This window comes from Pseudomonas sp. T8 (assembly GCF_024610635.1).
Taxonomy (GTDB): Bacteria; Pseudomonadota; Gammaproteobacteria; order Pseudomonadales; family Pseudomonadaceae; genus Aquipseudomonas; species Aquipseudomonas chlororaphis_I.
The window spans coordinates 2611621-2633496 of sequence record NZ_CP102374.1 but is presented as its reverse complement, the minus strand read 5'-3'; the positions used below and the strand labels follow the sequence as shown (position 1 = coordinate 2633496).

Below are 21876 nucleotides of genomic sequence, written 5' to 3'. Positions count from 1 at the left end.
CGGCGCCCGGTCGACTGTGAACGCAGACGCCCTATTCAGTCTCTGAATGGGGCGTCACATGGTGACTCAGTCAGTGGATGGCTTGGGGCGCTCATACTGGGCATTGAAGGCCTCGATGAAACCATTGCGTAAAATCTGTAAAAAAGCCTGGAATGCGCTGACATCACGCTGATGTACGCTGCCTTTGAGTTCAACCCGGGTGGCGAACTGGTTTTTCCCCTGGTTTTTCAGCACGGTTTCGCTGCCCCCCACCAGGGCTTCCCAGATCGAGCGGAATATCCCCTTGTCCTTGTTCTCGACATCCTGCCGCCAGTTGAACACATCGACATCGCGCAACAGCGGCTTTATATAGCCGGTGAGCTGGCCCTTGTTGGCCTCGGCTTCGATCACCAGGTCACCGTGGCCGGCGTTGAAGTCGAATTTGCCATAGGCGCCGGCGAAGTCGTTCAAGCGCTTGAGTTCGATGTCCTGCACACGCAGGCGGAACGCGAAGTCCTGGAAGTCGCTCAGCGGGTCGAAGGTGGCGTTGGTTTCCAGGGGCGCATGGTCCAGCAGCATGGCCTTGCCTTCGAGGCGGGCGTCACGTTTGCCCTGGGTGTCGACCACGTTGGTCAGGTTGTAGGCGCTGGCGTTGACCTGGGTGGCGCTCATGTTCACCGGCGGTTTGGAGTTGAAGTTACGGAAACTGATCTTGCCGTCGCTGACTTGTACTTCGTTGAGGGTGATGGGCAGCAGCTTGTTCAGCTGGGCCCGCCAGTCGGTGCCTTCGCCGGTTTGCGAATTCTTTTTGTTGGAGCCGTCGACGAAGTTGACCTGTGGCCCGACGAATTGCACTTCGGCCACCACTGCATGGTCGTACCACAGGGAGTGCCAGCTCACCGACAGATCGAGCAGCGGAGCATTGACGAACGGCACCGGCACCTTGCCGTCGACCTTGACGATTTTCAGGCCGTTGATCCGGTACGCACCGCGCCACAGGGCCAGGTCGACATCGGCGATCTGGCCGCGGTAGTCGCCCATGTTGGCGAGCCGGTCATTGAGGTAGTCACGCACCAGATAGGGCAGGGCGATGTGCAGGGCAACCAGCAGCACCAGCACCCCGGCGAGGGTCCACAGTGGCCAACTGTAGCGACGTTTCATGAGCATGAGTCTCCAGCCATGTGCCTTATAGCGATTGACTCCCCGGCATTGCAGTCGTTCGTCCCGACTGGACGCTCATGGGTGCGAGGCATACCCTTGGACACTTCCTTTCACGCTGTACAAGGACCCAGCCATGAGCCGCATTTTCGTCGACAACGCCCATTCCATTGGCAATACGCCGCTGGTGCAGATCAACCGCATCGCGCCCCGCGGCGTCACCATCCTGGCCAAGATCGAAGGGCGCAACCCGGGTTATTCGGTGAAGTGCCGGATCGGCGCGAACATGATCTGGGACGCGGAAAGCAGCGGCAAACTCAAGCCGGGCATGACCATCATCGAGCCGACCTCGGGCAATACCGGCATCGGCCTGGCATTCGTCGCCGCGGCCCGTGGCTACAGGCTGGTCCTGACCATGCCGGCGTCGATGAGCATCGAGCGGCGCAAGGTGCTCAAGGCCCTGGGGGCCGAGCTGGTGTTGACCGAGCCGGCCAAGGGCATGAAAGGCGCGATCGAGAAGGCCGCGGAAATCCTTGCCAGCGACCCTGAAAAATATTTCATGCCGCAGCAGTTCGATAACCCGGCCAACCCGGCGATCCACGAGAAAACCACCGGTCCGGAAATCTGGAATGACACCGATGGCGCCGTGGACGTGCTGGTGGCCGGCGTCGGCACTGGCGGCACCATCACCGGGGTTTCCCGCTACATCAAGAAGACCCAGGGCAAACCTATCCTGTCGGTGGCGGTGGAGCCGAGCGTGTCGCCGGTGATCACCCAGAAACTGGCCGGCGAAGAGATCAAGCCCAGCCCGCACAAGATCCAGGGCATCGGTGCCGGTTTTGTGCCGAGCAACCTCGACCTGTCGGTGGTCGACCGGGTCGAGCTGGTGAGCGACGAGGAATCCAAGGCCATGGCCCTGCGCCTGATGCAGGAGGAGGGGATCCTCTGTGGCATTTCCTCCGGCGCGGCGATGGCGGTGGCGGTGCGCCTGGCAGAAACCCCCGAGATGCAGGGCAAGACCATAGTGGTGGTGCTGCCGGATTCGGGTGAGCGTTACCTGTCGAGCATGCTGTTCAGCGACCTGTTCACCGAGCAGGAGAACCAGCAGTAAGACACAAGGGAAGGTGATCGCCGGAGCCGGCTGGCCGGCGATCGAAGGTACGGCGGCTGCGGCGTGCAGGGCACAGCACAATTGTGCTGACCTGCATCAGCTGGCGTTCAGGTGACTTATGTTAATTAGCGTTTTATTGCACGACTGTTAACACTGTTTGTTGGTTTGTGCGGGTTTTTCCAGGGGCCAGGAGTGTTTATGATGGCCGGCTGCCATGTCGGATGAATGCTGCCCCGCTGGTAATTATTTCAAGGAGATATTGCATGAGCCTTTCGTTTGCCGCCAAGTCCGCGGTGTTGCTGCTATTCATCGGCAGTACTCTCTACGTGCATTTACGCGGTAAGGCTCGACTGCCGGTGCTGCGTCAGTTCGTCAACCATTCGGCACTGTTCGCTCCTTATAACGCCTTGATGTACCTGTTTTCCGGCGTGCCTTCCAAGCCTTACCTGGACCGCAGCAAGTTCCCCGAGCTGGATGTGCTCAAGGACAACTGGGAAGTGATCCGCGACGAGGCCATGCACCTGTTCGACGAGGGTTACATCCGCGCCGCCGAGAAGAATAACGACGCCGGTTTCGGTTCGTTCTTCAAGAAGGGATGGAAGCGTTTCTACCTCAAGTGGTACGACAAACCGCTGCCATCGGCCGAAATGCTGTGCCCGAAGACCGTTGAACTGGTCAGTCGTATTCCCAACGTCAAGGGCGCGATGTTTGCCCTGCTGCCCGGTGGCAGCCACCTGAACCCACACCGTGATCCGTTCGCCGGTTCCCTGCGTTATCACCTGGGCCTGTCCACGCCGAACTCCGACGACTGCCGGATCTTCGTCGACGGCCAGGTCTACGCCTGGCGCGATGGCGAAGACGTGATGTTCGACGAAACCTACGTGCATTGGGTGAAGAACGAGACCGACAAGACTCGGGTCATCCTGTTCTGCGACATCGAGCGTCCACTGAGCAACTCGCTGATGACCCGCATCAACCGCTGGATCAGCGGCTGGCTGGGGCGTGCCACCGCGCCGCAGAACCTCGACGACGAGCGCGTCGGCGGGATCAACCAGGCCTATGCCTGGAGCAAGCGTTTCAGCGACCGCATCAGTGGTGTGGTCAAGCAATGGAAACGCCGCAATCCGAAGCTCTACCGCGTCCTGCGTCCGGTGCTGGCGGTGGTGGTCCTGACCGCCCTGGGCTACTGGCTGTTCGGATAAGGCGTTGCAATGAATATCGGGCGCTGGTTATAGTCGGCGCCCGGTGTATCAGAAGACTCACCTTCCTCTTCAGAAAGATCAGCACATGCCTCATTCCCTCATCAACGCGGTAGTCGATTCAGCGGTCAACGCTGGCGTCGTGCCGTGCGGGAACCCGCAGCCTGTGCAGATCAGTCATTACCCCCCACCTGTCAGTAGCACGCCGGTGTGCGCCGTCGTATCACCGCCGGGCGTTGTCGTACGGGGCTGATCAGCAACCTCTGCTGTTGCCCGCGCCCGCCAGAAAAAAACTACTGAATTTCAGCCTCGGCTGAGTTGGCCATTTGCCTGATTACAGGTGGTATTCATGTTGTTCATAGCAAAAAAGTCCGCGCTCGCGGCGGCTTCCACGAGCCTGTTCGTCCTGCTCTGGAGCAGTGGGGCGATTTTCTCCAAATGGGGGCTGGCCCATGCCTCGCCCTTTGCCTTCCTGTTGTTTCGTTTCGCCATCGCCCTGTGCGGCCTGGTGCTGTTGATTCCCTTGCTCAAGCTGCGTTTGCCCCGCGGGCGCAAGCCGATGCTGTACGCGGTGGCCACCGGGCTGGTGTTGCTGGGGGCGTACCAGATCTTCTACCTGCTGGCCCTGGACCTGAAAGTCACCCCCGGCGTGATGGCCACCATCATGGGGGTGCAGCCCATCCTCACCGTGGTGATCATGGAGCGTCAGCGTTCCTGGAGCAGGATGTTCGGCCTGGCGCTGGGCCTGGCCGGGTTGATCATGGTGGTCTACCAGGGCATTGGCCTGGCAGGCATGTCGCTGGCCGGGATGCTCTTCGGCCTGCTGGCCCTGGTGAGCATGACCCTGGGCTCGATCATGCAGAAACGCATCAGTGACAACCCGCTGGGCACCCTGCCGGTGCAATACCTGGCCGGGCTGTTGCTGTGCGCGCTGTTCGTGCCGTTCCAGTCGTTTCACTTCGAGCGCAGCGTCGGCTTTATTGTCCCGGCGCTGTGGATGGGACTGGTGGTCTCGGTGCTGGCGACCCTGCTGCTGTACCGGCTGATCGCTCGCGGCAACCTGGTGAATGTCACCAGCCTGTTCTACCTGGTGCCGGCGGTGACGGCCGTGATGGACTACCTGTTCTTCGGTAATCGACTGGCGCTGCTGAGCGTGTTCGGCATGCTGTTGATCATCGTCGGGCTGGTGTTCGTGTTCCGCAAAAACAGCTGATTCAGAAAGTGCCGGGCGCAGCTTTCGACTTGATCGAAGCTGCGCCTTTTTTTGTCTGGGGCGCACCCTTCAGATTGGCCAGGACTGGCCGATAGCAATGGTGGCTTATTGATATTAAATTGCGTTCGCTTTTACCCTATTTATTAAGGCTTTGGGAATAAGACAAACCTTAAAAATTAAAGATTCCTTCTACACTGACGACATACTCTTCAGGCCCAATGGAGATAGTCAGAATGAGTAGCAAGCTGGTTTTGGCAGGTGTCGGCATGTTTCTAGGTTTGAGTGGAATCTGTTCCGCAGCCCCTCAAAGCATCCAGGGAACGATCTATTTTCACGGCAGCATCGTCGAGGAACCTTGCACGCCAAGCTCGACTGCCAATGGCGGGGCCGTATTGAGCCTGCGCCAGTGCCCACAACTGTCGCGGGGTAACGACATCCGGGTGCACGGGGTCGGTCCGTCGAGCACGGTGACGGCCGTCGGCCAGTCGCCGGTCAACGTCAAACTGGTGACGGACAGCGGCAAGGACGGGCGCTACTACGATCAGCACTATGCGCTGGTCGATGGGGCAGGCAAACCGGTGAACTCGGGGACCTACCTGATTACCCTGACGTCGCCATGACGCAGGTATAGCCCAATGCCCGGCGCTAGAGCGCCGGGTATTGAATGGCCGTCACGGATGCCCCCGTTGTTGCTGGAGGCATGCCTTGACGAAAGGCAAAAAAAGACCGGCAAGTGCACCTTGCCGGTCAATCCACAATACGCAGCGGCGGGGCCGCCGCTGCGTGATCAGGGCGGGGTCAGAAGCGGTAGCTGGCGTTCAGGCTCAGGCCGTGTTCGCTGGCACCGCTGCCCAGTTGCCCGCTGTAGGCGGCGCCCAGGCTCAGCTCGGGAGTCACCCGGGTTTCCACTCCGGCTTCGACCACTGCGCTGTTGCGCGAGTAAGCCGCGCCTTCGGTGCGGAACGCATCGCTGCCGTCGAAACGGTAGGTGTTGGATGGCGTCATGCCGGCCAGGGCGTGTTTCCAGCCGGCGCTGCCGAACACGGTCAGCAACTTGCCGTTATCCAGCTGCTTGTCGGCGCTGGCGCGCAGACCCAGGGTGGAGAACGTCTGCTCGTCCGACGCGTGCTTGGCGCGCAGGGCCGCAGGGCCGCCATCTTCCTTGAAGCCTTCGCTCTTGACCTGCACATAGGCCAGGTTGGCGAAGGGTTCCAGCTGTACCGAAGGGCTGAGGTCGAAGCGCCGGCCCAGCTCACCGAAGGCTTGCAGGGTATTGGCGTCGTGCTTGGACTTCAGATGGTCGCTGTAGCCGGCGAAGTTCACCGAACGCTTGGCGTCGATCCGGCTCCAGGTGTACGCCATGCCGCCGCGCAGGTCGAACCCGCTGACCTGTGTTCCGCCATAGACGCCCAGATGGATGTTGTCGTTGTCGCTCGAGGAGTCGCGTGACGAGCTCTTCAGGTCGGTACGGCTGTAGCCGGTCAGCACGCCGACATGGCCGCTGTCACCAACCGCGGTATCGACACCCGTCAGGAAGCCCTTGGTGTCGCTGCGCAGGGTGGCGGTATTGCTGTCACCCTTGACCTCGCCCCAGTTGCCCAGCGTGGTGATCCACGGGGTCAGGCCGGAGTGTGCGTCGCTCGCGGTGTCAGCCGGCTGGGCGACAGTCGCCGAACGCAGACGGCTGTTCGCCGCGTCGCGCACCAGGCGGCTGTCCTGGATCAGTGCCGAACGGGTGGAGTTGTGGAACTCGCCGGACAGTTGATCGAAGGCATCGCGTGCCTGGTGGTCATCGGGCAGATAGGCGATGGCCTCGAACAGTTTGTTGTGCACCGGTGGCGTCAGCGCTGGCACGGCAGAGCCTTTCAGGCTTTGTGCCGCAGTGGCCGTGGCCCGCTGGTTAGGGGTGAAGGCGGCTTCCTGGAACAGGCGAGTCTGCTGCACATCCAGGTAGGCATTGTGGCTGTCGTAGTTGTCCACCAGGTCATAGAAGGTCGAGACCCAGGTATCGCCCGTCAGCTTGTAACGACCGCTCAGGCCCTGCTGGGTCGCGAGCACCAGATAACGACGGTCCAGCTCGTAGCGTTTGCTGTCGAGTTTGTCCGCGTTGATGATGCTGCCGTCCTCAAGCCGCGCCGCGCCGTTCACCAGCAGCCGGTCGTTGGCCCCGGTGCTCAGCAGTTCGGCATGGAAGGTCGAACCGCTGTGCTGGTCGAGATCGCCGGTCAGGCTCAGAGTGCCGATGGAGTTGCCGGGGGCGATGGTCGCGCCTTTGTGCAGGGTGACGTTGCCGACCTGGCCGTTGCCCGCCAGGGTGGCGCCGTCATACACGTCGGTCGAGCCGCCGAGCTTGCCATTGACGGCCAGGATGCCCGAATCGACGTAGCTGCGGCCGTGGAAGGCGGAGCTGTCGCCGCTCAGTTCGGTGCGCCCGGCACCGCGCTTATAGAGCGTACCGGTGCCGGAAAGGGCGCCACCGAAGGTGTAGGCGTTGGCACGGTTGAACACCAGGCTGCCGGGTGCGTCGATCTGCACGTCGCCGAGGATCGAGCCGCTGTTGCCGCCGTTCGCGCCGGCCCCCAGTTGCAGGGTGCCGTTGCTGATCAGCGTGCCGCCCTTGTAGGTGTTTTCGCCGGTGAGCACGGTGCTGCCCGTGCCGCGCTGCTCGACCGAGCCGCTGCCGTAGATGACGTGGTCGTACTGGTACTGGTTGTTGCGGTCGAACACGACCTGGCCATCGTTGCCGATATCGCTGAGCACTTCGCCTTGGCTGCCGTTGAAGGCGCCGATGTGCAGGCTGGCGTTCTTGTCGACCTGCACTTGCCCGGCCATGCGGTTGTTCAGCAGCAGTTCGCCGCCCTTGACATTCAACTGGCCGGTGAAGCCGCTGGAGTCACCGTTGAACACGGTCTGCCCGGCGATGTGATTGACGCGGCCCTTACCTTCGAAGCCGGCATCGAACTGGTAGTTGCGGTCGCTGTGGTTGAACTGGACCAGGCCCTGGCCTTGACCGAAGACCACGCGTTTGGCTTCCAGATGGCCTGCGCCCTTGGCGTCGGCGGCCTTGTCGCTGGTCGCGCCCACATAAAGCGCAGCGTTGGAGCTGCTGTCGTTGGCGATCCGCAGGGTGCCACCGCCGACTTTGGCCACGCCCTGGTTGGCGAGTACCAGGCTGGCGTTGCCGCTCTGGCCCACGATCATGTCGCCGAGGGTTTCCCACAGGCTGCCCGTGCCATCGACGCTGGCGCTGCCATTGGCGCCCTGGTTGGCACCGATGATGCCGTCCTGGCTGGTTACCTGGCCGCCATTCTTGATGTCCAGGGCACCGTTGCCGGCGCCGCCGACGATCAGGGTCTTGTCGGTGGAGAGCGAGCTGTTGTCGACGCTGACCGAACCATTCGAGCCTTTTTGTGCACCGAGGACGGTGTTGCCACCGTTCTGCACCTTGGCGCCGTTGGTGAGCGACAGCGAGCCATTGCCCGACTGGCCCACGATCATGTCACCCAGGCTTTTCCAGAGGCTACCCGCGCCATCGAGGCTGGCGCTGCCATTCGAACCCAGATCGGCAGCGATGATGCTGTCCTGGCTGTTGACCTGACCACCGTTCTTGACGTCCAGGACGCCATTGCCGGCGCCGCCGACGATCAGGGTCTTGTCGGTGGAGAGCGTACCGTTGTCGACGCTGACCGTACCGCTTGAGCCTTTTTTGGCAGCGATGACGGTGTTGCCAGCGGTCTGCACCTTGGCGCCGTTGGTCAGCGACAGCGAGCCGTTACCCGACTGGCCCACGATCATGTCGCCCAGGCTTTTCCAGAGGCTGCCCGCGCCATCGAGGCTGGCGCTGCCAGTGGAGCCCAGGTCGGCAGCGATGATGCTGTCCTGGCTGTTGACCTGACCGCCGTTCTTGACGTCCAGGACGCCATTGCCGGCGCCGCCGACGATCAGGGTCTTGTCGGTGGACAGCGTGCCGTTGTCGACGCTGACCTTACCGCTTGAGCCTTTTTGCGCAGCGATCACGGTGTTGCCAGCGGTCTGCACCTTGGCGCCGTTGGTCAGCGACAGCGAGCCGTTACCCGACTGGCCCACGATCATGTCGCCCAGGCTTTTCCAGAGGCTGCCCGCGCCATCGAGGCTGGCGCTGCCAGTGGAGCCCAGGTCGGCAGCGATGATGCTGTCCTGGCTGTTGACCTGACCGCCGTTCTTGACGTCCAGGACGCCATTGCCGGCGCCGCCGACGATCAGGGTCTTGTCGGTGGACAGCGTGCCGTTGTCGACGCTGACCTTACCGCTTGAGCCTTTTTGCGCAGCGATCACGGTGTTGCCAGCGGTCTGTACCTTGGCGCCGTTGGTGAGCGACAGCGAGCCGTTGCCCGACTGGCCCACGGTCATGTCGCCGAGGGTTTTCCAGAGGCTGCCCGCGCCATCGACGCTGGCGGTGCCAGTGGAACCCAGGTCGGCAGCGATGATGCTGTCCTGGCTGTTGACCTGGCTGCCGTTCTTGACCAGCAGGGTGCCGTTGCCGGCGCCGCCGACCACCAGGCGCTTATCGCTGGTCAGGGTTGACCCGCCGTCGGCGATGAGGGTGCCGGTTGCGCCACGCTCGGAGCCGATCAGGGTGTCGCCCTGGGAGTGGGCTCGGGAGCCGCTTTTGAGGTTCAGGTCGGCGGAGCCGCCTTTGCCGACGATCAGGTCGCCGCCGGTGTTCAAGGTCGCGCCGTTGTTGAAGGTGGCCTTGCCCGTGGCGCCCTGTACGGTGCCCAGGGTGAAGCCGTCAGCGACATTCAGCTTGCCGCTGCCGCCGACATTCAATTGGCCCAGGCCGTTGTTGGCGGTGCCAACGTTCAGGCTGCCGACCGTTCGGGCGCTGTCCAGTTGCGCGACCTGGTTGCTCAGCCCGGGGAGCGGTCGATCGATATTGACCGCCTCATTGCTGGCGGGAGCGCCGTTGCTCCAGTTACCGCTGTTTTCCCAGGCGTTGCTGTCGTTGACGCGATAGGCGTTGCCGTCCTCGTCATAGGCAAAGTGATGGGCGTCTCCGGTCCAGTTCGTCGTGGCGAGTACGGCCGGGGCGAAGGTGCTCAACGCCAGGGCGACGGCGAGCGCGGTGCTGGAGGGTCTGAAACTGTGGGGTGTCATGGTCTTCTTTTCCAAGGCTGTGCCTGTGTGGTCGGAGGAGTGGAAACGGCGTCGGGTGCGCTAGGGATCAGCGGCGTGCGCCGAGGGGTGAAAGCGTTCGATGGCTGCACAGAGGCGCGAGGCGCTTCCCGGCCGGCAGAGGAGTTTTCTGGCTATGAAGTGCAATAGGACCGGTGCTGTAACAGTGCGGCCTGAGTGATCTGTTCATAAGCGTTGAATAACTGATCAAGTTGTCCGGAAAGTTGTGAGCGGGCCGGTAACTTAATAAAGAAGGAGGCGGGAATATACGTGGGGAGAGAGGTTGGGAACTTTTTTTAAACTTTTCAGAAATATCTTTATGGTGGTCGAGAATAATCTTTGTTGGTTGTGGTTAGTTCGTTGTTGTTATCAGTGGAACTGTCTGGTGCGGGCTTTTTTTGCGAATTTTGTTCAAGTTTTATGGGGTTTGGACGAGGGGCAAAAGAAGGGGGTAAAACATAAAGACGGCGGGGTAATGATTTTTTGCTTGAGGGGATGTTTTTATTGAGAGGGCAGTATTTGTTTTTTAGAAGACGATGGTTTTTTATTGTTTTAAGTTTTTTTGCCGAAGGGCGGAAGTTACGGTGTCCGATATGCAGTTCGATTCTGCTCAAGCCTGATCGAGACTGTTGTGCAAGTGGCGAGCGCGCCCATGTTTCAGGACCGCTCGCAATGCCGGGGAATCGACGCGATCAGCGATCCGCCAGTTCCTGGGGCGAGGCGACCCGGGCTCCCGGTTTGAGTACCAGCCACAAGGCCGCAGCGATCAGCACGCCGCCATACAAGTGGGCCATGGACAGCGGCTCGTCTAGCAGCAACGCGCCCCACAGCACCCCGAACGGCGGGATCATGAAGGTCACGGTCATCGACTTGACCGGGCCGATCGAGCTCAGCAGGCGGAAATACAGGATGTAGGCAAAGGCGGTGCAGGCCAGCCCCAGGCCCAGCAACGACAGCCAGACGCTCCAGCCGCCCCAGCTGGCGGGCGGCTGGCTGATGGTGCTGTAGGCGAAGATCGGCAGCAGGAACAGGCTGGCGCCGAGCATGCTGCCCAGGGCCGAGAGGCGACTGTCGAGGCCGCCGGCCTGGTCCAGCCAGCGCCGCGCGAGGAAGCCGGCGAAGCCGTAGCAGGTGGTGGCGAGCAGGCAGGCCAGCGCGCCCAGCAGCAGTTCCAGGTCGAATGTCATGGGGCCGGCGCGGGTCAGGATGCCCACGCCGAACAGGCCCAGGCTGACCCCGGCGATTTTTGTCGGGGTCAGTTTCTCGTGGAAGAACAGCCCGCCGATCAGCACGCCCATCAAGGGCGTGGTGGCATTGAAGATCGCCGAATAACCGGCCGGCAACACCAGGGCCGCCACCGAATACATGGTGGCGGGGATACCGGAGTTGATCACGCCAAGCAGCAGCACGGTCTTGAACTTGCCCTGGAAGTCCCAACTGATGCGCATCAGCGCGAGGATCACCAGCAGGCCGGTGGCGGCGATGGAGACGCGAAAGAAGGCCGTGGGAATGCTGCCGATCACTGGAGCGATGATGCGCATGAACAGAAAACTCGCGCCCCAGATCGCGGCCAGGGACAACAAACGCAGGGTATCGACAAGTCTCACGGCGCAACTCCTTTGGCGGCCCCTGCAACGGCCCTTTTTTCGGCAGGGCGAGAGTGTTGCCGAGAGACGGGACGCGAGCAATCGCTATCTTGCGGTCGAATGGGCGGGATCCTTCTCGCTACGGAAAAATTGCACTTCTCCTGCACCCGGTTCACTGGCTAAGCTCAGGCCTTTCCGAATTCCCGCAGAGGTCTCACCATGCCGCAGAAATGGCCCGCCGCCGATATCGCTCGAACGATCCTCGATGGCTTCGACGATTACCGCGAGCACTTTCGCCAGATCACCGACGGTGCCCGGGCCCGCTTCGAACAGGCGCAGTGGCAGGAGGCACAGACCGCCTCGGCGGCGCGGATCAACCTGTACGAGGAAAAGGTCGGCGAGACCGTGCAGCGCCTGCGCACGACGTTCGACCTGGAGACCCTGCTCGACGTCAATCAGTGGCCGCTGGTGAAAAGCGCCTATATCAGCCTGATCGACCTGCGCTTCGACGATGAGCTGTCCGAGACCTGGTACAACTCGGCCTTCTGCGGCCTGTTCAGCCACGACCTGATCAGCGACGGCTGCATGTTCATCCACACCACGCGGCCGAGCCTGCGCCGCGCCCGGGCCGCGCAGACCCGCACCTACCGGCCGCAAGGACATCTGTCGACGATGCTCGAACAGATCTTCGTCGACTACCGCTTCAGCGAGGCCTATGCCGACCTGTCCGGCGACCTGCGGCGCCTGGAGTCGCAGCTGCGGGAGAACCTGCCGGACTGGGTGTGCAAGGACCCGGAACTGGCGGTGGAGCTGTTTTCCTCGGTGCTGTACCGCAACAAGGGCGCTTACCTGGTGGGGCGCATCTACACCCACGACGAGCAGTGGCCGCTGGTGATTCCGTTGCTGCATCGTGAAGGGCGGGGCATCCAGATCGACGCGCTGATCACCGACGAAGCCGAGGTGTCGATCATCTTTTCCTTCACCCGTTCCTATTTCATGGTCGACGTGCCGGTGCCGGCGGAGTTCATCGGTTTCCTCAAGCGCATCCTGCCGGGCAAGCACATCGCCGAGCTGTACACCTCCATCGGGTTCTACAAGCACGGCAAGTCCGAGTTCTACCGGGCGCTGATCAACCACCTGGCCAACACCGACGACCAGTTCATCATGGCCCCGGGCGTGCGCGGCATGGTCATGAGCGTGTTCACCTTGCCGGGCTTCAACACCGTGTTCAAGATCATCAAGGACCGCTTCTCGCCGTCGAAAAACGTCGACCGCGCCACGGTGATCGAGAAGTACCGCCTGGTGAAAAGCGTCGACCGGGTCGGGCGCATGGCCGATACCCAGGAGTTCGCCGACTTCCGCTTTCCCCTGGGCAAGTTCGATCCGGCGTGCCTGGCGGAGTTGCTGGAAGTGGCGCCGTCGACGGTGTCGGTGGAGGGCGATACGGTGCTGATCCGCCACTGCTGGACCGAGCGGCGCATGACCCCGCTCAACCTCTACCTGGACCACGCCAACCCGGCCCAGGTGCGCGAGGCACTGGACGACTACGGCCTGGCGATCAAGCAACTGGCCGCAGCGAATATCTTCCCCGGCGACATGCTGCTGAAGAACTTCGGCGTCACCCGCCATGGCCGGGTGGTGTTCTACGACTACGACGAGATCTGCTTTCTCACCGAAGCCAACTTCCGCCACATCCCGGCGCCGCGCACCCCGGAGGACGAGATGGCGTCCGAGCCCTGGTATTCCATCGGCCCGCTGGACGTGTTCCCCGAGGAATTCCCGCCGTTCCTGTTCGCCGACGCCGGGCAGCGCAAGCTGTTCGACCAGCTGCACGGCGAGCTGTACAACGCCGATTACTGGAAAGGCCTGCAGGACGCCATTCGCGCCGGCAAGGTGATCGATGTGTTCCCGTACCGGCGCAAGGACCGGGACAACGAATAGAGGGAGCAGCGGCAAGAGGCAAGTTACAAGCGGCAAGCTAAAAGCGTAAAGCTGCGTTAATCTTGCGGCTTTTCGCTTGAAGCTTGTAGCTGCCTTTATGACCGACCAACTGCTGAAAAACCTCGACCAAGCCATGCTCGCCGACCGCCACCGATTGCGCCGGCAGCTGCTTGAGCTGCGCAAGAAACCCGACGAGGCCAAGCTTGGGCAGTGGGTCGAACGCATGCAGGCGTCCTGCGCCCAGGTGGCGGCGCGGCGCGCCAGCGTGCCGTCGATTCGCTACGACGACAGCCTGCCGATCGCCGCCAAGCGCGACGAGATCAAGGCGGCGCTGCAAAAGCACCAGGTGCTGATCATCGCCGGCGAAACCGGCTCGGGTAAAACCACCCAGCTGCCGAAGATCTGCCTGGAAATCGGTCGCGGCCAGCACGGCCTGATCGGTCATACCCAGCCTCGGCGGATCGCCGCGCGCAGCGTGGCCAGCCGGGTCGCCGAAGAGCTGGCGACGCCGCTAGGTGCCCTGGTGGGTTACCAGGTGCGCTTCGAGGACCAGAGCGACTCGAACACCCTGATCAAGCTGATGACCGACGGCATCCTGCTGGCGGAAACCCAGAACGACCGCTACCTGGAACGCTACGACACGATCATCGTCGACGAAGCCCACGAGCGCAGCCTGAACATCGACTTCCTGCTGGGCTACCTGAAGACCCTGCTGCCGCGGCGTCCGGATCTCAAGGTCATCATCACTTCGGCGACCATCGACCTGGAGCGCTTCTCCAAGCATTTCGACGATGCACCGATCGTCGAGGTCTCCGGCCGTACCTTCCCGGTGGAAACCTGGTACCGCCCGCTGACCCTGGAGCAGGACGAAGAGGGCAACCGGGTCGAGGACGACCTGACGGTGGACCAGGCGATCCTCGCCACCCTCGACGAAATCGCCGCCCATGAGCGCAGTGAACGCCGCAGCCCGGGTGACGTGCTGGTGTTCCTGCCGGGCGAGCGGGAGATTCGCGACGCCGCCGAGATGCTGCGCAAGGCCCAGCTCAAGCACACCGAAATCCTGCCGTTGTATGCGCGCCTGTCGCCGGCCGAGCAGCAGCGGATTTTCCAGTCGCACCCGGGCCGCAGGGTGGTACTGGCGACCAACGTCGCCGAGACCTCGTTGACCGTGCCGGGCATCCGCTACGTGATCGACAGCGGCACCGCGCGCATCAGCCGCTACAGCTACCGGGCCAAGGTCCAGCGCCTGCCCATCGAGGCGATTTCCCAGGCCAGCGCCAACCAGCGTAAAGGCCGCTGCGGCCGGGTCGAGCCGGGCATCTGCGTGCGCCTGTACAGCGAAGAAGATTTCAACGGCCGTCCGGAATTCACCGACCCGGAGATCCTGCGCACTAACCTGGCGGCGGTGATCCTGCAGATGCTCCATCTGCGCCTCGGTGAAATCACCGCGTTCCCCTTTATCGAGCCGCCGGATGGCAAGGCCATCAGCGACGGTTTCAACCTGCTGCAAGAACTCTCGGCGGTGGACCGCAACAGTCAGCTGACGCCGCTGGGTCGCCAGCTGGCGCGGCTGCCGGTGGACCCGCGCATGGGCCGCATGCTGCTGGAAGCGGCGAAGCTGGGCAGCCTGCAGGAAGTGCTGATCGTCGCCAGCGCCATGTCGATCCAGGACCCGCGCGAGCGGCCGCCGGAGCGCCAGCAGGCGGCCGACCAGGCCCACGCGCAATGGAAGGACGCCGACTCGGATTTCGCCGGGCTGGTCAATCTGTGGCGCGGCTTCGAAGAGCAGCGCCAGGCGCTGACCGCCAGCCCGCTGCGTAACTGGTGCCGCAAGAATTTCCTCAACTACTTGCGCCTGCGCGAGTGGCGCGACTCTCATCGCCAGCTGAGCCTGATCTGCCGCGACCTGCAGCTGAGCCTGAACAAAGAGCCGGCCGACTATCCCAAGCTGCACAAGGCGGTACTGGTCGGCCTGCTGAGCCAGATCGGCCAGAAGACCGAGGAGGGCGACTACCTCGGTGCCCGTCAGCGGCGCTTCTGGGTGCATCCGTCGTCGGGTCTTGGCAAGAAGCGTCCGCAGTGGCTGATGACCGCCGAGCTGGTGGAAACCACCAAGCTCTACGCGCGCATGGTGGCGAAGATCGAACCGGACTGGATCGAGCCGCTGGCCGGGCACCTGATCAAGAAGAACCACTTCGAACCGCATTGGGAGAAGAAGCGCGGGCAGGTGGTGGCCTACGAGCAGATCACCCTGTTCGGCCTGATCGTGGTCGGTCGCCGCCCTGTGCATTACGGCCCGGTGGACCCGGTGGTGTCGCGCGAACTGTTTATCCGCGAAGGCCTGGTGCGTGGCGAGATCCAGTCGAAAGCCAAGTGCCTGAGCGCCAACACGCGCTTGCTGGAACAGCTCGACGAACTGGAAGCCAAGGCCCGGCGCCGCGACATCCTCGCCGACGAGGAAACCCTGTTCGCCTTCTACGACGCGCGCCTGCCGGCGGAGATCCACCAGACCGCGACCTTCGACAGCTGGTACCGGGTGCACAGCCAGAAAGACCCGCAGCTGCTGATCATGCGTGAGGAAGACGTGTTGGCCCGCGAGGCCAGCGAAGTCACCGCCATGCAGTACCCGGACACCTTGCAGATCGGCGATTTGGAACTGGCCCTGAGTTACCACTTCGAGCCCAACCATCCACGGGACGGCGTGACCCTGCGGGTGCCGGCGCCGTTGCTGCCGGCCTTGCCCGCCGAGCGTCTGGAATGGCTGGTGCCGGGGCTGGTGGAAGCCAAGTGCATCGCCCTGGTGCGCAACCTGCCCAAGGCGTTGCGCAAGAACTTCGTGCCGGTGCCGGACTTCGTCAAGGCGGCCCTGGCGCGTATCGATTTCGCCCAGGGCTCGCTGCCCCAGGCGCTGGGTCGCGAGCTGCTGCGCATGACCGGGGCACGGGTCAGCGACGAGGCCTGGGCCGAGTCGGCGCAACAGGTGGAAAGCCACCTGCGGATGAACCTGGAAATCGTCGACGCCCAGGGCAAGTTCCTCGGCGAAGGCCGCGACCTGGCCGAGCTGACCGCGCGTTTCGCCGAAGCCAGCCAGGCTGCCCTGGCGGTGCCGCAAACCGCGAAAAGCCAGCAGCCGGTAGAGGCCAAGGTGTTCGCCGCGGTGGCGGAAAAGACCCAGCAGAAGATCGCCGGGCTGTCGATGACGGTGTATCCGGCGCTGGTAGAAGAGGGGGGCACGGTTAAGGAGGGGCGTTTCTCCACTCCGGCCGAAGCCGAGTTCCAGCATCGCCGCGCCTTGCAGCGCCTGTTGCTGCAACAGCTGGCCGAGCCGGCCAAGTTCCTGCGCAACAAGCTGCCGGGGCTGACCGAGCTGGGCCTGCTGTATCGCGAGTTGGGGCGCGTCGACGCCCTGGTGGAGGACATCCTGCTGGCCAGCCTCGACAGCTGCGTGCTGGACGGCGAGGACAGCCTGCCCCGGGATGGCGCCGGCCTGGCGTCGCTGGCCGAACGCAAGCGCGGCAGCTGGACCGAGCACGCCGAGCGCCTGGCGCGCCTGACCCTGGATATCCTCAAGCTCTGGCACAGCCTGCAAAAGCGCTTCAAGGGCAGGATCGACCTGGCCCAGGCGGTGGCGCTGAACGACATCAAGTCGCAGCTAAGCCACCTGGTGTATCCGGGTTTTGTCCGCGAGACCCCGGCGCAATGGCTCAAGGAGCTGCCGCGTTACCTCAAGGCCGTCGAGCTGCGTTTCGAGAAACTCGGCAGCCAGGTGCAGAAGGACCGGGTCTGGAGTACCGAACTGGCCGGCCTGTGGAACCAGTACCAGGCCCGCGCCGGCAAACATGCCCAGGAAGGCAAGCGCGACCCGCAGCTGGAGCTGTACCGCTGGTGGCTGGAGGAATACCGGGTGTCGCTGTTCGCCCAGCAACTGGGCACCAAGGCGCCGATTTCCGACAAGCGCCTGAACAAGCAGTGGAGCCAGGTGGAAGCCTGATACGACGCCTGTAGCCGCTGCCGCAGGCTGCGATAAGGTCCGAACGACCTTCCCGCGATCTCAGGGAGCACGCCCTCTTCGAGGTCGATCGCAGCCTGCGGCAGCGGCTACAGCGATCTGTGATGGCGGCGATTACGCTTGCCGATAGGGCCAAACGCCGGCGTTTATGGCAAACTTCGCCGTTATAAATGCCGGCCCCGCGGTTTTGAGCGTTCGCCGCCCGGGCAAAGCGGAATAAAGCGATGTCAGGTCCTATTCCGCCAGTCGGGATAGACCATTTACGGTTTGGTACGACGGTGCCAATACCTTCTGCCTGAACAGAATAGAGGAACGACCGTGCATAACGTCGTCATCAGCGGCACTGGCCTGTACACCCCGGCCAACAGCATCTCCAACGAAGAGCTGGTGGAGTCTTTCAACACCTACGTGCATCAGTTCAACGCCGACAACGCGCAAGCGATCGAGCGCGGCGACGTTCAGGCCCTGACCGAATCCAGCGCGGCCTTCATCGAGAAGGCCTCCGGCATCAAAAGCCGCTTTGTCATGGACAAGGACGGCATCCTCGATCCGCAGCGCATGACCCCGCGTCTGCCCGAGCGTTCCAACGACGAATGGTCGGTGCTCTGCCAGATGGCCATCGGCGCCGCCGAACAGGCCCTGCAACGCGCTGGCAGGACCGCCGCGGACATCGACGGGGTGATTGTCGCCTGCTCCAACCTGCAGCGCGCCTACCCGGCCATCGCCATCGAAGTCCAGGAAGCCCTGGGCATCGCCGGTTTCGGTTTCGACATGAACGTGGCCTGCTCCTCGGCCACCTTCGGCATCCAGGCCGCCTGCAACAGCGTGCAACTGGGCCAGGCCCGGGCGATCCTGATGGTCAACCCGGAAGTCTGCACCGGCCACCTGAACTTCCGTGACCGCGACAGCCACTTCATCTTCGGCGACGCGGCCACCGCGGTGATCATCGAACGGGCTGACCTGGCCACCTCGCCGTACCAGTTCGACATCATCAGCACCAAGCTGCTGACCAAGTTCTCCAACAACATCCGCAACAACTTCGGCTTCCTCAACCGCGCCGCGGAAGAGGGCATCGGCGCGCCGGACAAACTCTTCGTGCAGGAAGGCCGCAAGGTGTTCCGCGATGTCTGCCCGATGGTGGCGGAACTGATCGCCGAGCACCTGCAGGAAAACCAGCTGAACGTCAGCGACGTGAAGCGTTTCTGGCTGCACCAGGCCAACCTCAGCATGAACCACCTGATCGTCAAGAAACTGCTGGGCCGCGAAGCCACCGAAGAGGAAGCGCCGGTGATTCTCGACACCTACGCCAACACCAGTTCGGCCGGTTCGGTGATCGCTTTCCACAAGAACCAGGACGACCTGCCCAGCGGCTCGCTGGCGGTGCTCAGCTCGTTCGGCGCCGGTTATTCGATTGGCAGTGTGCTTCTGCGCAAGCGTTGACAGTCTTATGGATCGCAGCCGCTGAGCGCTGGCCGTCGGCTCCTGCATAGGCCGGCGGCGCTGGGCGGCTGCGATCCCTGATTCCGATTACGAGGCATGAATGTCCGCAGCTGACGACACGCAACTGCTTGAACGCCTGTTGGCCGGCGAGCAAAAGGCCTACAAGGAACTGGTCGGCACCTACCAGAGCGCGATGCGCGCCGTGGCCTACGCCATTGTCGGCCAGCGCCACGCCGACGAAGTGGTGCAGGATGCCTGGCTGTCGGTGGTGCGCAACCTGGCCGGTTTCCAGGGGCGCTCCAGCCTCAAGACCTGGCTGTTGACCATTACCGCCAACTCGGCGAAAAGTCGCTACAAACAGAACCGCCGGGAAGTCCTGCTGGATGACTTGCCGTCCCCCCATGGCACCATCGGCGACGAGCGTTTTTCTTCCGCTGACGGTCACTGGCTGGTGGCGCCGTTCGCCTGGCACGCCGACACCCCGGAAGCCCTGCTCACCGAGGCCGAGCTGCGCGAGTGCCTGGAACACACCTTGCTGAGCCTGTCGGAACTGCAAGGCAGCGTGTTGACCCTGCGCGAGCGCCAGGGCCTGGAGTTGGAGGAGATTTGTAATCTTCTGGACATTTCCCTCTCCAATGTCCGGGTGCTGCTGCACCGGGCGCGGCTGAAGATTTTTGCCACGGTGGAGCACTTCGAGGAGACCGGCCAATGCTGACCTGCAAGGAACAAGTGGCACGCTCCAGCGACTATCTCGATGGTCAGCTGAGCTTTCGCCAGCGCCTGATCCAGCGCCATCACCTGTTGTTCTGCCCCAATTGCCGGCGCTTCCTGCGGCAGATGCGCCTGATGCAGGCCACCCTGCGCAAGATGCCCGAAGCGCCTGTCGCCGATGTTGATGCGCTGGCCGAACGCCTGGCCGCCGAGCGCAAGCGCAACGCCTGATTCACCCGACCATCCTCCCGTAGCCGCTGAAGCCTCAAGAGCGCGACCGCTTCGCGCTCGATCGCAGGCTTCGCCAGCGGCTACACCAACGCCTGCAAGGCATACCAATTCCTGTAGCCGCTGCCGCAGGCTGCGATAAGGCCGAAGGCCTTCAGCGATCTTGAAGTCGCCGCGGCCGTTCTCCGAACGCGACCCGGGTCGACCGCAGGCTTCGCCAGCGGCTACACCAACGCCTGCAAGACATACCAACTCCTGTAGCCGCTGCCGCAGGCTGCGATAAGGCCGAAGGCCTTCAGCGATCTTGAAGTCGCCGCGGCCGTTCTCCGAACGCGGCCCGGGTCGATCGCAGGCTTCGCCAGCGGCTACACCAACGCCTGCAAGACATACCAACTCCTGTAGCCGCTGCCGCAGGCTGCGATAAGGCCGAAGGCCTTCAGCGATCTTGAAGTCGCCGCGGCCGTTCTCCGAACACGGCCCGGGTCGATCGCAGCCTGTGGTAGCGGCTACATTGGATCCCGCTTTTTCCAAAATCCCCCGCCCAAGGCTCTAGTACAGGCTTTTTGCCTTATTTCGTTTGGAAGTAAAAAAGTTCCGCTGTCATCAAATCTTTATCTATCAGCAACTCCCCTGAAATAACCCGCCGCCAAGATTCCCTCCCAACACAAGCGGGCCTGACTCGCGTGTTTTTTCCAGCGCTACAGACCACCAATTAGGGGAAATCTTCGATGATCCGTAAGCACTTCGCCGGTTTTGCCGCCAGCGCCCTGGCCCTGGCAGTTACCGCCCAGGCTTTCGCTGGCACCGTCACCACCGATGGCGCCGATATCGTAGTCAAGACCAAGGGCGGCCTTGAGGTCGCCACCACAGACAAAGAGTTCAGCTTCAAGCTCGGTGGTCGCCTGCAAGCCGACTACAGCCGCTTCGACGGTGTCTACACCAAGAACGGTGACACCGCCGACGCCGCTTACTTCCGTCGCGCGTTCCTCGAACTGTCCGGCGTGCTGTACACCGACTGGGCCTACACCATCAACTACGACTTCTCCCACAACACCGGCGACTCCGATAACGGCTACTTCGACGAAGCCTCGCTGGCTTACAACGGCTTCAAGCCGGTGTCGATCAAGGTTGGTCGCTTCGACCCGGACTTCGGCCTGGAAAAAGCCACCAGCTCCAAGTGGGTCACCGCGCCGGAACGTAACATCGCCTACGACATGGTCGACTGGGCCAACACCCACCAGAACGGCATGGGCCTGCAAGCTTCCAGCACCTTCGCCGACTCCTTCTATGCCTCGGCCGGCGTGTTCAGCAAGGACACCGACGACACCGACGGCGACAGCGTCAAGCAGGTCAACGGTCGCTTCGTCTTCGCCCCGATGCACGATGCCGGCAACGTCCTGCACTTCGGTGTGAACGTGGCTTCGCGCGATGTCTCCGACACCGCTTTCGATTCCCGTTATCGCACCCGCATGGGCATGCGTGGCGTCGAGACTCTGGGTGGTAACGATGCCGGTACCAACGGCAACCGTCCGGTGCTGGGCGGCAGCTCGACTTCGCCGGCCGGTTCCTTCGACCGCGACACCGCGCTGGGTCTGGAAGCCGCGTTCGCCATGGGCCCGGCCTCGATCCAGGGTGAATACATCACCCGCAAGACCAAGGCTGATTCCAACGCCTACGAAGACATCAAGGGCCACGGTTTCTACGTGCAGGGCGCCTACACCCTGACCGGCGAATCCCGCGGCTACAAGGTTGGCAAGTTCGACGCCATCAAGCCGGCCAACAAAGCCTTCGGCGCCTGGGAACTGTTCTATCGTTACGACAGCATGACCGTCGAAGACGACAACATCACCACCGCCAGCCTGACCCGCGACGTCGGCGATGCCGAAGTCAAGGTGCACAACCTGGGTGTGAACTGGTACGCCAACGAAGCAGTGAAAATCTCTGCCACCTACGTCAAGGCCAAGACCGACAAGGTCACCAACGCCACGGCCGCCAGCGGTGGTACACCGGCCAAGCGTACCGGCGACGACGACGGCGACGGCTTCATCGTTCGCGCGCAGTACGTGTTCTGATGTCGATGCACTTGCTGTAAAGAGCTCTTTCTCATCCGTTAAAGCTCCTTTCGTTTCAGCCCCGCTCCGGCGGGG

13 protein-coding genes are annotated in these 21876 nt (G+C 62.8%); 10 read left to right on the top strand and 3 right to left on the bottom strand.

The window, feature by feature from the left end; all coding sequences use genetic code 11:
* Positions 1–66: 66 nt before the first annotated feature.
* Positions 67–1140 carry a DUF748 domain-containing protein gene (locus NRG23_RS11700; RefSeq protein ID WP_257374647.1) on the bottom strand — a complete coding sequence of 358 codons (1074 nt, stop codon included), beginning with the start codon at positions 1138–1140 and terminating at the stop codon, positions 67–69.
* Positions 1141–1273: 133 nt separating this feature from the next.
* Between NRG23_RS11700 and cysK the strand changes: the two genes are divergently transcribed.
* The 4 genes from cysK (at position 1274) to NRG23_RS11680 (ending at position 5280) form a co-directional block, all read left to right on the top strand.
* Complete coding sequence (cysK, locus tag NRG23_RS11695; RefSeq protein ID WP_257374646.1) at positions 1274–2248, top strand: cysteine synthase A; 975 nt, start codon at positions 1274–1276, stop codon at positions 2246–2248.
* A 263-nt stretch (positions 2249–2511) separates the two neighbouring features.
* Complete coding sequence (locus NRG23_RS11690; RefSeq protein WP_009047585.1) at positions 2512–3450, top strand: aspartyl/asparaginyl beta-hydroxylase domain-containing protein; 939 nt, start codon at positions 2512–2514, stop codon at positions 3448–3450.
* A gap of 346 nt (positions 3451–3796) precedes the next feature.
* On the top strand, positions 3797–4660 hold the full coding sequence (locus NRG23_RS11685) for a DMT family transporter (protein ID WP_103331386.1): 864 nt from the start codon (positions 3797–3799) through the stop codon (positions 4658–4660).
* Positions 4661–4893: 233 nt separating this feature from the next.
* The gene (locus NRG23_RS11680) at positions 4894–5280 is read left to right on the top strand and encodes a hypothetical protein (RefSeq protein WP_009047587.1); all 387 of its coding nucleotides are present in this window, start codon (positions 4894–4896) and stop codon (positions 5278–5280) included.
* Positions 5281–5458: 178 nt separating this feature from the next.
* On the opposite strand, the gene NRG23_RS11675 is transcribed toward NRG23_RS11680, so the two are convergent.
* Positions 5459–9796 carry an autotransporter domain-containing protein gene (locus tag NRG23_RS11675; RefSeq protein WP_257374645.1) on the bottom strand — a complete coding sequence of 1446 codons (4338 nt, stop codon included), beginning with the start codon at positions 9794–9796 and terminating at the stop codon, positions 5459–5461.
* A gap of 710 nt (positions 9797–10506) precedes the next feature.
* Positions 10507–11421, bottom strand: coding sequence for a DMT family transporter (locus NRG23_RS11670; RefSeq protein ID WP_016702617.1), 915 nt, complete (start codon positions 11419–11421; stop codon positions 10507–10509).
* Between the two features lie 198 nt (positions 11422–11619).
* On the opposite strand from NRG23_RS11670, the gene aceK reads away from it, so the two are divergent.
* From aceK to NRG23_RS11640, 6 genes are all read left to right on the top strand, one after another.
* Positions 11620–13341: a bifunctional isocitrate dehydrogenase kinase/phosphatase gene (gene aceK / locus NRG23_RS11665; protein WP_009047590.1), complete on the top strand. Its 1722-nt coding sequence runs from the start codon at positions 11620–11622 to the stop codon at positions 13339–13341.
* Between the two features lie 97 nt (positions 13342–13438).
* Positions 13439–17332 (top strand): ATP-dependent RNA helicase HrpA, encoded by a 3894-nt coding sequence (hrpA, locus tag NRG23_RS11660; RefSeq protein ID WP_110177401.1) that lies wholly within the window; start codon positions 13439–13441, stop codon positions 17330–17332.
* A 336-nt stretch (positions 17333–17668) separates the two neighbouring features.
* A complete protein-coding gene (locus NRG23_RS11655; protein WP_009047592.1) occupies positions 17669–18790 on the top strand; it encodes a beta-ketoacyl-ACP synthase III in 1122 nt (373 codons plus the stop codon).
* Between the two features lie 100 nt (positions 18791–18890).
* Positions 18891–19505 (top strand): RNA polymerase sigma factor, encoded by a 615-nt coding sequence (locus NRG23_RS11650; RefSeq protein ID WP_016702619.1) that lies wholly within the window; start codon positions 18891–18893, stop codon positions 19503–19505.
* Positions 19499–19732 carry an anti-sigma factor gene (locus tag NRG23_RS11645; protein ID WP_009047594.1) on the top strand — a complete coding sequence of 78 codons (234 nt, stop codon included), beginning with the start codon at positions 19499–19501 and terminating at the stop codon, positions 19730–19732. Before NRG23_RS11650 ends, NRG23_RS11645 begins: the two co-directional genes overlap by 7 nt.
* A gap of 725 nt (positions 19733–20457) precedes the next feature.
* The gene (locus NRG23_RS11640; protein ID WP_028681876.1) at positions 20458–21801 is read left to right on the top strand and encodes an OprO/OprP family phosphate-selective porin; all 1344 of its coding nucleotides are present in this window, start codon (positions 20458–20460) and stop codon (positions 21799–21801) included.
* The last annotated feature ends 75 nt before the right edge of the window (positions 21802–21876 follow it).

Bases quoted from the DNA above. Each gene is read 5' to 3' on its own strand.
- NRG23_RS11700 (WP_257374647.1), bottom strand. From the start codon at position 1,140: ATGAAACGTCGCTACAGTTGGCCACTGTGGACCCTCGCCGGGGTGCTG.
- cysK (WP_257374646.1), top strand. From the start codon at position 1,274: ATGAGCCGCATTTTCGTCGACAACGCCCATTCCATTGGCAATACGCCG.
- NRG23_RS11690 (WP_009047585.1), top strand. From the start codon at position 2,512: ATGAGCCTTTCGTTTGCCGCCAAGTCCGCGGTGTTGCTGCTATTCATC.
- NRG23_RS11685 (WP_103331386.1), top strand. From the start codon at position 3,797: ATGTTGTTCATAGCAAAAAAGTCCGCGCTCGCGGCGGCTTCCACGAGC.
- NRG23_RS11680 (WP_009047587.1), top strand. From the start codon at position 4,894: ATGAGTAGCAAGCTGGTTTTGGCAGGTGTCGGCATGTTTCTAGGTTTG.
- NRG23_RS11675 (WP_257374645.1), bottom strand. From the start codon at position 9,796: ATGACACCCCACAGTTTCAGACCCTCCAGCACCGCGCTCGCCGTCGCC.
- aceK (WP_009047590.1), top strand. From the start codon at position 11,620: ATGCCGCAGAAATGGCCCGCCGCCGATATCGCTCGAACGATCCTCGAT.
- hrpA (WP_110177401.1), top strand. From the start codon at position 13,439: ATGACCGACCAACTGCTGAAAAACCTCGACCAAGCCATGCTCGCCGAC.
- NRG23_RS11650 (WP_016702619.1), top strand. From the start codon at position 18,891: ATGTCCGCAGCTGACGACACGCAACTGCTTGAACGCCTGTTGGCCGGC.
- NRG23_RS11645 (WP_009047594.1), top strand. From the start codon at position 19,499: ATGCTGACCTGCAAGGAACAAGTGGCACGCTCCAGCGACTATCTCGAT.
- NRG23_RS11640 (WP_028681876.1), top strand. From the start codon at position 20,458: ATGATCCGTAAGCACTTCGCCGGTTTTGCCGCCAGCGCCCTGGCCCTG.